The following is a 12,948-nucleotide window of genomic DNA, read 5'->3' on the forward strand; positions in this document are numbered from 1 at the left end:
GGAAAGGCCCGCGCCACCGAGGCGCGGGCCTTTCTCGTGCGCGTAAGGGCTCAGTCCTCGCCCAGGTACGCCTTGCGGACGGACTCGTCGTGGAGGAGGTCCGCCCCGGTGCCGGAGAGGACGATCTTGCCGATCTCCATGACGTGGCCCTGGTCCGCCAGTGACAGCGCGGCCTGGGCGTTCTGCTCGACCAGGAGGATCGTCGTACCGGAGGCACGGAGTTCCACGATGGTCTCCATGATCTTCTGCATCATGATCGGCGAGAGCCCCATGGAGGGCTCGTCCAGCATGAGCAGCTTGGGCTGGGACATCAGCGCCCTGCCCATGGCGAGCATCTGCTGCTCGCCGCCGGAGAGCGTCCCGGCGGCCTGCTTCCGGCGTTCCCCGAGGATGGGGAAGAGGTCGTAGGCGCGCTGGACGTCCTTCTCGATGCCCGCCTTGTCGTTGCGGAGGTACGCGCCGAGCAGCAGGTTCTCCGCGATCGTCAGCCGGGGGAAGATGTGGCGGCCCTCGGGGGAGTGGGCGAGGCCCAGGGAGACGATCTTGTGCGCGGGGATGTTGGTGAGCGGTTTGCCCTCGAAGAGGACGCGTCCGGCGAGGGGTTTGAGCAGCCCGGAGAGGGTGCGCAGGGTGGTGGTCTTGCCGGCGCCGTTGGTGCCGATGAGGGTGACCACCTGGCCGGCCTCGACGGTGAACGAGATGCCCTTGACGGCTTCGATCTTGCCGTAGGCGACGCGGAGGTCCTCGACCTCCAGCAGTGCGGTCATCGGTTGTCCTCCTCTTCCGTGCTCGTGGTGGTGGCGGCGCTCGCCTCGGCCTTCTCGACCTCGGCGACCTCGTCGGCGCCGGGGGCGCCTTCGAAGGGGGTGCCGAGGTAGGCGGCGATGACGCGCTCGTCGCTCTGGACCTCGGACGCGGTGCCCTCGACCAGCTTCTCGCCCTGGACGAGGCAGGCGACGCGGTCGCAGAGGTTGAAGATGAAGCGCATGTCGTGCTCGATGACGAGGACGGCGATGCCCTGGTCCCGGATCGCGAAGATGAGCTCTTCGGTGACGCGGGTCTCCTGCGGGTTCATGCCGGCGGTGGGCTCGTCCAGGAGGAGGAGTCCGGGGTCGCTGGCGAGGGCGCGGGCGATCTCCAGCTTGCGCTGGTCTCCGTAGGGGAGGTTGCGCGCGAGGTGGTCGGCCTTGTCCTGGAGGCCGATGAACTCCAGGAGCTCCATGGCGCGTTCGCGGCTGGAGTTCTCCGCGGCCCGGTAGCCGGGCAGGTGGAGCAGCGCCGACCAGAGGCCTTCCTTGGTCCGGGTGTGGCGTCCGACGAGGACGTTCTCCAGGACGGTCATGTTGGCGAAGAGCCGGATGTTCTGGAAGGTGCGGGCGATGCCGGCCTTGGTGACGAGGTGGGGCTTGGGCGGCAGGACGGTGCCCTTGTAGCTGACCTTGCCCTCGGTGGGGACGTACAGGCCGGTGAGGCAGTTGAAGAAGGTGGTCTTGCCGGCGCCGTTGGGGCCGATGAGGCCGACGATCTCGCCGCTGTTGACCTGGAGGTCGACGTCGCGGACGGCGGTGAGGCCGCCGAAGCGCATGGTGACCCCGCTGGCGTCCAGGACGGTCGTCCCGGTGGCGGTTTCGGTGGTGGTGGTCATGGTGTTACGCCCCCGCCTTGGCGATGCCGGCGTCCGTCTCGTCGGACTTCCGGGGTGTGGGCACGTCGAGCTGGTCGTTCTCGTGGAATTCGAGCTGCTTCCTGCGGTCGGCGACCAGGCCCTCGGGCCGGAAGCGCATCAGGAGGACGAGCGCGATCCCGAAGAGGAACAGCTGGTAGTCCTGCATGAACTGGAGCTTCGCCGGGATGAGGTAGAGCAGTGCGGCGCCGACGAAGGGTCCGCTGAGGGTTCCCATGCCGCCGAGGATGACGGCGGCGAGGAGGAACGCGGAGTTCGGCGGCACGGAGCCGGCGAACTGGTACTGCTCGGGCGTCACGGTGTAGTTGACGTGGGCCTGTACGGTGCCGGCGAGGCCGGCCAGCGTGGCGCCGAGGGCGAAGGCGAGCAGCTTGAGCCGGAAGGCGTTGATGCCCATGGCGGTGGCGGCGGTCTCGTCCTCGCGGATGGCGACCCAGGCGCGGCCGATGCGGGATTCCCCGGAGCGGCGGAAGACGAGCACGACGACGGCGGTGAAGACGAGCATCAGCAGGTAGTAGTTGGCCGGCCTGCTGAGGGTGAAGGGCCCGATGTCGTGGCTGAGGGCGAAGTCGATCCCGAACAGGTTGAGGTCCGGGATGCTGGGAATGCCCTGGGAGCCGTTGGTGAGGTCGGGGCCGCTGTTGCCGTTGAGGGCGTTGACGGTGACGCGGAAGATCTCTCCGAAGCCGAGGGTGACGATGGCGAGGTAGTCGCCGCGCAGCCGCAGGGTCGGGGCGCCAATGAGGACGCCGAAGATCATCGAGACGACCGCTCCGGTGAGGACGGCGGCCCAGAAGGGGAATTTGACGCCGATCGCGGAGAGGGGTGCGCCGGAGACGAGCGCGGCGGTGTAGGCGCCGACGCCGAGGAAGGCGACGTAGCCGAGGTCGAGGAGGCCGGCGAGGCCGACGACGACGTTGAGGCCCAGGGCGACGGTGGCGAAGATGAGGATGTTGACGCCGATGAGGGCGTACTCCGCGGTGTCCTGGGTGAAGGGGAAGCAGAGGGCCGCGACGAGGGCGGCCGCGAGGGTGACGTTGCGGTGCTTGGTGGTCAGCGCGGTGAGCCGGGCGATGAGTCCGGCGCGGTTGAGTGCGGTGACGGCGAAGCCCGCGGTGATGAGGAAGCCGATGAACTGTTCGGAGTCCTCGGTGGGGATGTCGATCCCGTAGGTGAAGACGTAGAGCCCGAGGCCGAAGGCGACCGCGATGATGATGATCTCGGCCCAGCCGGGGAGGGCCTTGGCGCGGGGCGCCGAGGGGGCGGCGAGGCTGTTGCGGAAGCGCTGCCAGGCGTTCGGCGCGGGGCCGTCGTCGGTGAGCGGGACGTCGTAGGGGAGGGCGAGGGAGGCGATGACGGCGACGAGTGCGCCGATGCCGCTGACCCAGGCTCCCGGTTCGAGGTTGACGACGCCGCCGAGCTCGTAGGAGATGGCGCCCATGGCGTAGCCGGTGGTGCCGAAGGTGGCGAGCGCCAGGAGGCGGACGGGGCTGTGGGTGCCGGCGGGGGAGAGCCAGCGCAGTCCGGGGATGCCGTAGCCGGTGAGGGCGAAGAGCAGGGTGAGGATCGCGCCGGTGAGGGTGAGGACCTGGAGGCCGCCGGGGTAGCCGGTGACGGTGAGGTCGCCGGGGAACTCGGAGGTCCAGGTCCAGGGGAGGAACGTGCCGGCGAGGGCGGCCGCGGCGCCGGCGAAGGTGGCGATGCGGGCGGCGGGGGCGGGGAGGGGGAGCAGTGCGGTGGTCATCCGTATCACGCCCTGTCCGCGACGCGTTCGCCGAGCAGGCCCTGGGGCCGCAGCAGCAGGACGATGATGAGGAGGGCGAAGGCCCACACGTCCTTCCAGGCGCCGCCGCCGAAGAGCTCCATGCCGGGGACGTCGCTCATGTAGCCGGTGGCGAGGGATTCGGCGACGCCGAGGACGACGCCGCCGAGCATGGCGCCGTAGATGTTGCCGATGCCGCCGAGGACGGCGGCGGTGAACGCCTTGAGGCCCATGAGGAAGCCCATGCGGAAGCCGATCTGGCCGTTCTTGAGCCCGTAGGCGACGGCGGCGACGGCGGCGAACGCGGCACCGATGGCGAAGGCCATGACGATGATGCGGTCGGTGTTGATGCCCATGAGCTTGGCGGTGTCGGGGTCCTGCGAGGTGGCCTGCATGCCGCGGCCGGCCCGGGTCTTGGAGACGAAGAGCCCGAGGGCGATCATGCAGACGGGGGCGGAGATGAGGACGAAGAGGTCACCGCGCTGGACGTGGGCACCGAAGAGTTCGAAGGCGTTGCCCTTGAACTGCGGGAACGGGTGGTCCTTGGTGGCGTCGGGGTACCACTTCCAGATGGCCTGCTGGAGCGCCAGGGAGAGCCCGATCGCGGTGATCAGCGGGGCGAGCCGGGGGGCGTTGCGCAGGGGCCGGTACGCGAAGCGTTCGGCGGCGACGCTGACGGCGACGGAGCATATGACGCCGCCGATGATCATGAGGGGGACGATAGCGAGGAGGTTGGAGCCGGCCGGCATCCAGAGGTACACGGTGAGAGCTCCGAAGCCTCCGATCATGAAGATCTCGCCGTGGGCGAAGTTGATGAGCTGGATGATTCCGTAGACCATCGTGTAGCCGATCGCGATGAGTCCGTACATCGCGCCGAGGATGAGTCCATTGGCCAGCTGTTGCGGCAGTTCGTGCACCGCAGGGCCTCCGTGGAGTGGTTCGGATATGGCACCGCGCGGGAGTGCTCGTAGCGCTCCCGCGCGGTCTGGGGTCGGTCGGGGCGTGCCCGGGAGTTACGGCTTGTAGGCCTCGCTGAGCTTGGAGACCCACTTGCCGCCGTCGACCTGGTAGGCGGTCATCATGGTGTTGGTGGTGTCGCCGAACTCGTCGAAGGAGACCGGACCGGTGACGCCGTCGAACTTGACCTTGCTCATGGCGGCGAGCACCTTGGCGCGGGCGTCGTCGGGGAGCTTGCCGTCGTTCTCGGAGACGGCGAGCTTGACGGCCTCGATGATGGCCCAGGTGGCGTCGTAGGTGCCGCCCCCGTAGGCCTCGTAGGCGTCCTTGTAGCCGGCGGTCTTGTAGTCCGCGATGAACTTCTTGGCGGAGTCGAGCTCCTCGACGGGCTTGCCGACGGAGGTCGCGATGTCGCCCTGGGACTTCTTGTTGAGCTTGATGAAGTCGGCGCTGTACATGCCGTCGCCGCCCATGAGCGGGATCTGGACGCTGTCCTTGAGCTGCTGGCTCAGGGGTGCGCCGGCGGGGTACTCACCGCCGTAGTAGACGGCCTTGGCGCCGGACTTCTTGACCTTGGTGACGACGGCGTTGAAGTCGCGGTCGTCGGGGTTGACGTGGTCGGAGCCCACGATCTTGCCGCCGAGGTCGGTGAAGGTCGCCTTGAAGGAGGCGGCGAGACCGGCGCCGTAGGGCTTCTGGTCGTCGATGAGGTAGACCTGCTTGATCTTCGCGTTGTTGTACAGGTACTTCGCGGCGAAGGCGCCCTGGATCTGGTCCGTGGTGGCGGTGCGGAAGTAGGTGGCGAAGGGGCGCTTCTTGTCGCCGGTCTTCCAGTTGTCGCCCTGGGTCAGCTCGGTGCCGGTGTTGGCGGGGGAGACCTGGGTGAGGCCGGCGTCGTTGAGCGGCTTCTGCATCGACTGGGCGACGCCGGAGTTCAGCGGGCCGACGACACCGACGACCTTCTTGTTGTCGATGAACTTCGTGGCGTTCTGCTGGCCGACGGAGGGCTGGGCCTGGTCGTCGAGCGGCTGCACCTCGAAGGTGATGCCGGGGACCGTCTTGTCCTTGTTCGCCGTTTTGGCGGCGAGGTCGGCGGAGTTCTTGATGCCGAGGCCGAGGGCGGAGAGGTCACCGGTGAGCGGTGCGTCGACGCCGATGACGACGGTCGTGTTGCCGCTGCCGCTGTTGCCGTCGCTCTTGTTGTCGTCGTCGCGCGACCCGCAGGCGGTGAGCGTCAGTGCACCGGTGGTGAGCACTGTGGTGAGGATGAGCAAAGAACGGTGTCGCACGAAAGGTCCTTTCCCTGGCGCGGCCTCCTCGCTTGAGGTGCCGTGTCGTTCGCCGGGCCGTACTGGGTTGGTACAGGGCCGTGCTTGCAGACGCGCCCGGCGGCGCGGTGACTGGCCGTGACTCTAAGGGCAGTGGTGGGGGTCGGGAGGGGTGCCGGCCAAGGATGTGACTGTCTTGTTATGCCCTTGAGCAAGGCTTGAGGTGGCTGGGCGGACATGTACGGCTTTTTACCGGACCGTGAAGTGACCGCAATGTGAGAACGCGCAGCTCTGCTAAGGGGCTTGAGGTGATCTTGCTGCTGTCGCCCGGCGGGGGCCCGGTGCGGGGGTGCGGGGGCATGCCGGAGGGCCCGGTGGCGTCGGGGCCGGGCTGATCGCGTCGCGGAGGGGCGCGCCACCTCGGGCGTTGGTTACGCTGCGTTACGGTGGTGGGGGTGCGGCGACGCGGTGTGGTGGTGGGGGTGGGTGAGGTGTGGGCAGCTGAGTGGGCCATGGAACGGGGCGTCGGGTCAAGGGGGTTGACGCCGTGTGCCGCTCAATTTCCTTGATCATGGCGGTGGTTGTGCCCGGATATGCCGCTGCCCGGCCGTTTTGGGTCACGGCCGGGCAGGGGTGGTGGAGCGTGGCGCGGGGTCAGGACGCTTCGGGTGCGGGGGCCTCGCGCAGCAGGCAGGTGAGGCGCGCGGTGCAGACCCGCTTGCCCTGCTCGTCGGTGATGGCGATCTCGTACGTGGCGGTGGTGCGTCCCCGGTGCACGGGGGTGGCGGTGCCGGTGACGAGGCCGCTTCGTACCCCTCGGTGATGGGTGCAGTTCAGGTCGACGCCGACGGCGAACTTGGACGGGCCGCCGTGCAGCATCGATCCGACGGAGCCCAGGGTCTCGGCGAGGACGGCGGAGGCGCCGCCGTGCAGGAGTCCGTACGGCTGGGTGTTGCCCTCGACCGGCATGGTGCCGACGACGCGCTCGGCGGAGGCTTCGAGGATGCGGACGCCCATGCGCTCGCCGAGGTGGCCGGCGGAGAAGAGGGCGGGCAGGTCGACGCCGAGCGCGGCGTACTCGTCGATGATCTCCTGGGGGAACGTGGGTGTGGTGTGCTCGCCCATGGGTCCGCCTTTCGTCTCGGTGCGGTGCTCGTATGCGTCGTTCTTATCAGACGCCTGAGCGGGCGCTTAGCTCGCGGGCTCGAAGCGCACCACGACGGACTTGGAGGCGGGGGTGTTGCTGGTGTCGGCGGTGGAGTCGAGGGGGACCAGCACATTGGTCTCCGGGTAGTACGCGGCGGCGCAGCCCCGGGCGGTGGGGTAGTGGACGACGCGGAAGCCGGGGGCGCGGCGCTCCACGCCGTCCTTCCACTCGCTGACGAGGTCGGTGTAGGACCCGTCGGGCAGCCCGAGGGCTTGTGCGTCCTGCGGGTGTACGAGGACGACGCGGCGGCCGCCCTTGATGCCCCGGTAGCGGTCGTCGAGGCCGTAGATCGTGGTGTTGTACTGGTCGTGGGAGCGCAGGGTCTGGAGCAGCAGCCGGCCCTCGGGGAGCTCGGGGAACTCGACCGGTGCGGCGGTGAAGTTGGCCTTCCCGGTGGCGGTGGGGAAGCGGCGGGAGTCGCGGGGGCCGTGCGGGAGGGTGAAGCCGCCGGGGTGGGCGATGCGGGCGTTGAAGTTCTCGAAGCCGGGGACGACGCGGGAGATGCGGTCCCGGATCGTGGCGTAGTCCTTCTCGAACTCCTCCCAGGGGGTGGCGGATTCGGGGCCGAGGACGGCGCGGGCGAGGCGGGCGACGATGGCGGGTTCGGAGAGCAGGTGCGGGCTCGCGGGGGTGAGGTTGCCGCGCGAGGCGTGGACCTTGCTCATGGAGTCCTCGACGGTGACGAACTGCTTGCCGCCCGCCTGGACGTCCTTGTCGGTACGGCCGAGGGTGGGCAGGATCAGCGCGCGGGCGCCGGTGACGGCGTGGGAGCGGTTGAGCTTGGTGGAGACGTGGACGGTGAGGCGCGCGTTGCGCATGGCGGCCTCGGTGACGTCGGTGTCGGGGGTGGCGGCGACGAAGTTGCCGCCCATCGCGAAGAAGACCTTGGCCTCGCCGTCGCGCAGGGCGCGGATCGCGCGGACCACGTCGTAGCCGTGGTGGCGCGGTGAGGTGATCCCGAACTCCTTGTCGAGGGCGTCGAGGAAGGCGGGCGCGGGCCGTTCGAAGATGCCCATGGTGCGGTCGCCCTGGACGTTGGAGTGGCCGCGCACGGGGCAGACTCCGGCGCCGGGGCGGCCGATGTTGCCGCGCAGCAGGAGGAAGTTGACGACCTCGCGGATGGTCGGCACGGAGTGCTTGTGCTGGGTGAGGCCCATGGCCCAGCAGACGACGGTGCGCTCCGATTCCAGGACCATCGCGAGGGCCTGCTCGACGGCGGCGCGGTCGAGTCCGGTCGCGGCGAGCGTCGCGTCCCAGTCCGCCTCGGCCGCGGCGGCGGCGAACTCCTCGTAGCCGTGGGTGTGTTCGGTGACGAACGCCTGGTCGACGGCGCCCTCGGTCTCCAGGATCAGTTTGTTCAGGAGGCGGAAGAGGGCCTGGTCGCCGCCGATCCGGATCTGGAGGAAGAGGTCGTTCAGCGGGGTGCCCTTGAGCATGCCCTGCGGGGTCTGCGGGTTCTTGAAGCGTTCGAGGCCGGCCTCGGGCAGCGGGTTGACCGAGATGATCTTCGCGCCGGCCGCCTTGGCCTGCCCCAGGGCGGAGAGCATCCGGGGGTGGTTGGTGCCGGGGTTCTGCCCGGCGATGATGATCAGGTCGGCGTGGTGCAGGTCCTCCAGGGACACCGAGCCCTTGCCGACGCCGATCGTCTCGGTGAGCGCGGAGCCCGAGGACTCGTGGCACATGTTGGAGCAGTCCGGCAGGTTGTTGGTGCCGAACTCGCGGGCGAAGAGCTGGAGGAGGAACGCGGCCTCGTTGCTGGTGCGCCCGGAGGTGTAGAAGACGGCCTCGTCGGGGGAGGCGAGGGCGCCCAGCTCCTCGGCCATGATCTCGAAGGCCCGCTCCCAGGTGATGGCCTCGTAGCGGTCGGCGCCCTCGGGCAGGTGGACGGGCTGGGTGACACGGCCCTGCTGGCCGAGCCAGTAGCCGCTGCGCCCGGCGAGGTCGGAGACGGGGTGCTCGGCGAAGAAGTCCGGGGTGACCCGGCGGAGCGTGGCCTCCTCGGCGACGGCCTTGACGCCGTTCTCGCAGAACTCGGCGGTGTGCCGCTTGTCGCCCTCGGGCCAGGCGCAGCCGGGGCAGTCGAAGCCGTCCTTCTGGTTGACCTTGAGGAGGGTCTGCGCGGTGCGGCGCAGGCCCATCTGCTGCTGGGCGACGCGCAGGCTCTGGGCGACGGCGGGCAGCCCGGCGGCGGAGTGCTGGGCCGGTCCGACCCGGGGGGCGTCCTGGACGGGGTCTCCTGCGGGCGGCTTGCTGGCCATGGTGCTCCCCTTCGAGCCGGCTGCGGGCCCCCGGGAGGTGTCCCGCGGGTCCGCCGTGTGTGTTTCCTTCTCCCTGTCGATCCTGGCACGCGTTCCGGGCCGGGTGCCCGGTGAGGCGTCGCGGGCGGTGGCCGGTCCGGATTGTCAGTGGTCCGTGGCAGGATCGGGGTGTGGCTGAGACGGCATCGAAGAAGACGGCAGACAACCGACCGCGCCTGCTCCTCATGGACGGGCACTCCCTGGCGTACCGGGCGTTCTTTGCGCTGCCCGCGGAGAATTTCACGACGGCTGCGGGTCAGCCGACGAACGCGGTGTACGGCTTCATGTCGATGCTCGCGAACACGTTGCGTGACGAGGCGCCGACGCACTTCGCGGTGGCGTTCGACGTGTCCCGCAAGACCTGGCGGGCGCAGGAGTTCCCCGAGTACAAGGCGAACCGGTCGAAGACCCCCGACGAGTTCAAGGGCCAGGTCGAGCTGATCGGCGAGCTGCTGGACGCGATGCACGCGGACCGGTTCGCGGTGGACGGCTTCGAGGCGGACGACGTCATCGCGACGCTGGCGACGCAGGCCGAGGCGGCCGGTTTCGAGGTCCTGATCGTCACGGGCGACCGCGATTCGTTCCAGCTGATCACGGACAACGTGACCGTGCTGTACCCCACCAAGGGCGTCTCCGAGCTGACCCGGTTCACCCCGGAGAAGGTCGTGGAGAAGTACGGCCTCACCCCCCGGCAGTATCCGGACTTCGCGGCGCTGCGCGGTGACCCGTCGGACAACCTTCCGAGCATCCCCAAGGTCGGCGAGAAGACCGCCGCGAAGTGGATCAACCAGTTCGGCTCGTTCGACGAGCTGATCGCGCGGGCCGACGAGGTCAAGGGCGTCGCCGGGCAGAATCTGCGCGACCACCTGGACGCGGTGAAGCTGAACCGCGTGCTGACCGAGATGGTGCGGGACGTGGAGCTGCCGAAGACCCCGGAGGGGCTGGAGCGCGCCCCGTACGACCGCACGGCGGTCACCGGCATCCTCGACATACTGGAGATCCGCAACCCGAGCCTGCGCGAGCGGCTGCTCGCGGTGGACCCGGGCGCGGCGGAGGCCGAGCCGCCCGCGCCCGCCGCCGGGATCGAGCTGGACGGGGCCGTGCTGTCCACCAGAGAGGTGGGCCCCTGGCTGGCGGAGCACGGCGCGCAGCCGCTGGGCGTCATGACGGTCGACACCTGGTCGCTCGGGGTGGGCACGGTCACCGAGATCGCGCTCGCCGCCGCCGACGGCGCGGCCGCCTGGCTGGACCCGGCGCAGCTGGACGAGGCCGACGAGCAGGCGTTCGCCGCCTGGGTCGCGGACCCGGCCCGGCCCAAGGTCATGCACAACGCGAAGAGCGCGATGCGGGTCTTCCCGGAGCACGGCTGGCACCTCGACGGCGTCACGATGGACACCGCCCTCGCCGCGTATCTGGTGAAGCCCGGCCGCCGCTCGTTCGCGCTGGACGCGCTGGCCGTGGAGTATTTGGGCCGCGAGCTGGCCCCGGCCGCGGCGGCCGACGGCCAGCTGGCGTTCGGCGCCGACGACCGGGCGGAGGCCGACGCCCTGATGGCGCAGGCCCGCGCGGTCCTGGATCTCGGTGACGCGTTCACGGAGCGGCTGAAGGAGGTCGGCGCGGCCGAGCTGCTGCACGACATGGAGCTCCCGACGTCGATCCTGCTCGCCCGCCTGGAGCGGCACGGCATCGCGGCGGACCGGGCCCATCTGGAAGGCATGGAGCAGCAGTTCGCCGGGGCCGTCCAGCAGGCGGTGAAGGAGGCGCACGCGTCGGTGGGCCGGGAGTTCAACCTCGGTTCGCCCAAGCAGCTCCAGGAGGTCCTGTTCGGCGAGCTGGGCCTGCCGAAGACCAAGAAGACCAAGACCGGTTACACGACGGACGCGGACGCGCTGGCCTGGCTGGCCGGTCAGACCGAGCACGAGCTGCCGGTCCTCATGCTCCGCCACCGCGAGCAGGCGAAGCTCCGGGTCACGGTCGAGGGCCTGGTGAAGACGATCGCGGCGGACGGCCGCATCCACACCACGTTCAACCAGACGGTGGCCGCGACCGGCCGCCTCTCCTCCACCGACCCGAATCTGCAGAACATCCCCGTCCGCACGGACGAGGGCCGGGCGATCCGCCGGGGCTTCGTCGTCGGCGAGGGCTTCGAGACGCTGATGACGGCCGACTACAGCCAGATCGAACTGCGCGTGATGGCCCACCTCTCCGAGGACGCGGGCCTGATCGAGGCGTTCACCTCCGGCGAGGACCTGCACACCACGGTCGCCTCGCAGGTCTTCGGGGTCGAGAAGACGGCGGTCGATCCGGAGATGCGGCGCAAGATCAAGGCGATGAGCTACGGCCTGGCGTACGGGCTGTCCGCCTTCGGTCTCTCCCAGCAGCTGAACATCGAGGCGGGCGAGGCCAGGGTCCTGATGGACACCTACTTCGAGCGGTTCGGCGGGGTGCGGGACTATCTGCGCCGCGTCGTGGAGGAGGCCCGGGCGACCGGTTACACGGAGACGATCTTCGGCCGCCGCCGCTATCTCCCCGACCTGAACAGCGACAACCGCCAGCGCCGCGAGACCGCCGAGCGGATGGCGCTCAACGCCCCGATCCAGGGCACCGCCGCCGACATCGTCAAGGTCGCCATGCTCCACGTCGACCGGGCGCTGACCGAGGCGGAGCTGAAGTCCCGGATGCTGCTCCAGGTGCACGACGAGATCGTGCTGGAGATCGCCGCGGGCGAGCGGGAGCAGGTCGAGGGCATCCTGCGCCACGAGATGTCCACGGCGGTGCAGTTGCGTGCCCCGCTGGACGTGTCGGTCGGCGTCGGCGGCGACTGGGAGTCAGCGGCCCACTGACCGCGGGTGGCCGGGGTCCGCGGGGGCCCCGGCCGGCTCCGCCTCCCGCCGCGCCGGCGACAGCCGCACCGCCGCCGCGTACAGCAGGAGCCCCGCCGCGAGACCGGCGCCCGCGCCGAAGCAGGCCGTCGGGATGATGTCCAGCGGCGTATCGATGTGCCCGTGGTACGCGTACCAGCGGGCGCACCGGTGGGCGGTGCCCAGCACGGCGCACATCCCGATCGAGGTGAACGCCCAGCCCCGGACCCGCGCGGTCAGCACCGGCACCGTGGCGGGCACCGGCCGGTCCCCGGTCCGCCGCAGCCCCGATGCCGTGAACCAGGCGAGCAGCAGCAGCGCCGGGGCGGACGTGCCGTACTGGACGAGCGTGAAGACGGGGTATCCGGCCACGCTGCCGTCGAGCCCGGGCACCAGCCGTACGCCCCACCGGTCGTGATGGGTGAAGGCGTCCCACACGACATGGGTGGCGGACCCGATCACCGCCGACACCACGAACCACGCGGCGTCCCGCGCCCCGAGTCCCCACCGCCCGGGGCCCGTCGGCGCCCCGCCGCCCCGCAGCCAGGCGTGCACCCGCCCCCGCCACCGCTCCGGCAGCAGCGCCACCAGCGGGTCGCGCAGCAGCAGCCACAGGCCGAGCGCCAGCGCGGTGATCAGGATGTCCACGGTGACGACACCCCACACCGCGTGGGTGACCTCGCCGAACTCCATCGCGCCCGGAATCACCGAGTCCGCGAAGTACGTCAGGTCGGGGGCGAACGAACCGGCGACCAGGGCCGAGGCGAGCAGCGCACCACGGCCCGTGCCGTCGCGCCGTATCCCCGGGAGCACGGCGGCGGCATGGCTGAGGGTGAAGGGCATGCGGGCAGTATGCGTGACCCGGAGGGGCAGTCCCGGGGTGGCCCGGCGGGCAGGAAGATCCGTCACGGG

General features: G+C 70.3%; 9 protein-coding genes. 1 reads left to right on the forward strand and 8 read right to left on the reverse strand.

Annotated features, from left to right (window positions below; translation table 11 throughout):
- Positions 1-50: 50 nt before the first annotated feature.
- The 7 genes from AMK18_RS25715 to AMK18_RS25745 form a co-directional block, all read right to left on the reverse strand.
- Entirely contained in the window at positions 51-767 is a 717-nt protein-coding gene (locus AMK18_RS25715) for an ABC transporter ATP-binding protein (RefSeq protein ID WP_073864663.1), read from the reverse strand.
- Entirely contained in the window at positions 764-1,645 is an 882-nt protein-coding gene (locus tag AMK18_RS25720) for an ABC transporter ATP-binding protein (protein ID WP_018104547.1), read from the reverse strand. Before AMK18_RS25720 ends, AMK18_RS25715 begins: the two co-directional genes overlap by 4 nt.
- Positions 1,646-1,649: 4 nt before the next feature.
- A complete protein-coding gene (locus AMK18_RS25725; protein ID WP_073864664.1) occupies positions 1,650-3,428 on the reverse strand; it encodes a branched-chain amino acid ABC transporter permease in 1,779 nt (592 codons plus the stop codon).
- A gap of 5 nt (positions 3,429-3,433) precedes the next feature.
- Complete coding sequence (locus tag AMK18_RS25730) at positions 3,434-4,363, reverse strand: branched-chain amino acid ABC transporter permease (protein WP_073864665.1); 930 nt, start codon at positions 4,361-4,363, stop codon at positions 3,434-3,436.
- Positions 4,364-4,459: 96 nt separating this feature from the next.
- Entirely contained in the window at positions 4,460-5,677 is a 1,218-nt protein-coding gene (locus tag AMK18_RS25735) for a branched-chain amino acid ABC transporter substrate-binding protein (RefSeq protein ID WP_018104550.1), read from the reverse strand.
- A 648-nt stretch (positions 5,678-6,325) separates the two neighbouring features.
- Positions 6,326-6,796, reverse strand: a complete 471-nt coding sequence (locus AMK18_RS25740) for a PaaI family thioesterase (RefSeq protein ID WP_018104551.1) — start codon at positions 6,794-6,796, stop codon at positions 6,326-6,328.
- Between the two features lie 66 nt (positions 6,797-6,862).
- A complete protein-coding gene (locus AMK18_RS25745) occupies positions 6,863-9,136 on the reverse strand; it encodes an FdhF/YdeP family oxidoreductase (protein WP_073864666.1) in 2,274 nt (757 codons plus the stop codon).
- Between the two features lie 170 nt (positions 9,137-9,306).
- Between AMK18_RS25745 and polA the strand changes: the two genes are divergently transcribed.
- Complete coding sequence (polA, locus tag AMK18_RS25750) at positions 9,307-12,018, forward strand: DNA polymerase I (protein WP_073864667.1); 2,712 nt, start codon at positions 9,307-9,309, stop codon at positions 12,016-12,018.
- On the opposite strand, the gene AMK18_RS25755 is transcribed toward polA, so the two are convergent.
- On the reverse strand, positions 12,004-12,879 hold the full coding sequence (locus tag AMK18_RS25755; protein WP_073864668.1) for a DUF4184 family protein: 876 nt from the start codon (positions 12,877-12,879) through the stop codon (positions 12,004-12,006). The two genes, polA and AMK18_RS25755, sit on opposite strands and share 15 nt — an antisense overlap.
- Positions 12,880-12,948 lie beyond the last annotated feature (69 nt).

Origin of the sequence: Streptomyces sp. CB01249, assembly GCF_001905735.1 — a bacterium.
Classification (GTDB): domain Bacteria; phylum Actinomycetota; class Actinomycetes; order Streptomycetales; family Streptomycetaceae; genus Streptomyces.

Excerpts from the sequence above, each read along its gene's own strand:
- AMK18_RS25715 (WP_073864663.1), bottom strand. The coding sequence starts at position 767 with ATGACCGCACTGCTGGAGGTCGAGGACCTCCGCGTCGCCTACGGCAAG.
- AMK18_RS25720 (WP_018104547.1), bottom strand. The coding sequence starts at position 1,645 with ATGACCACCACCACCGAAACCGCCACCGGGACGACCGTCCTGGACGCC.
- AMK18_RS25725 (WP_073864664.1), bottom strand. The coding sequence starts at position 3,428 with ATGACCACCGCACTGCTCCCCCTCCCCGCCCCCGCCGCCCGCATCGCC.
- AMK18_RS25740 (WP_018104551.1), bottom strand. The coding sequence starts at position 6,796 with ATGGGCGAGCACACCACACCCACGTTCCCCCAGGAGATCATCGACGAG.
- AMK18_RS25745 (WP_073864666.1), bottom strand. The coding sequence starts at position 9,136 with ATGGCCAGCAAGCCGCCCGCAGGAGACCCCGTCCAGGACGCCCCCCGG.
- AMK18_RS25755 (WP_073864668.1), bottom strand. The coding sequence starts at position 12,879 with ATGCCCTTCACCCTCAGCCATGCCGCCGCCGTGCTCCCGGGGATACGG.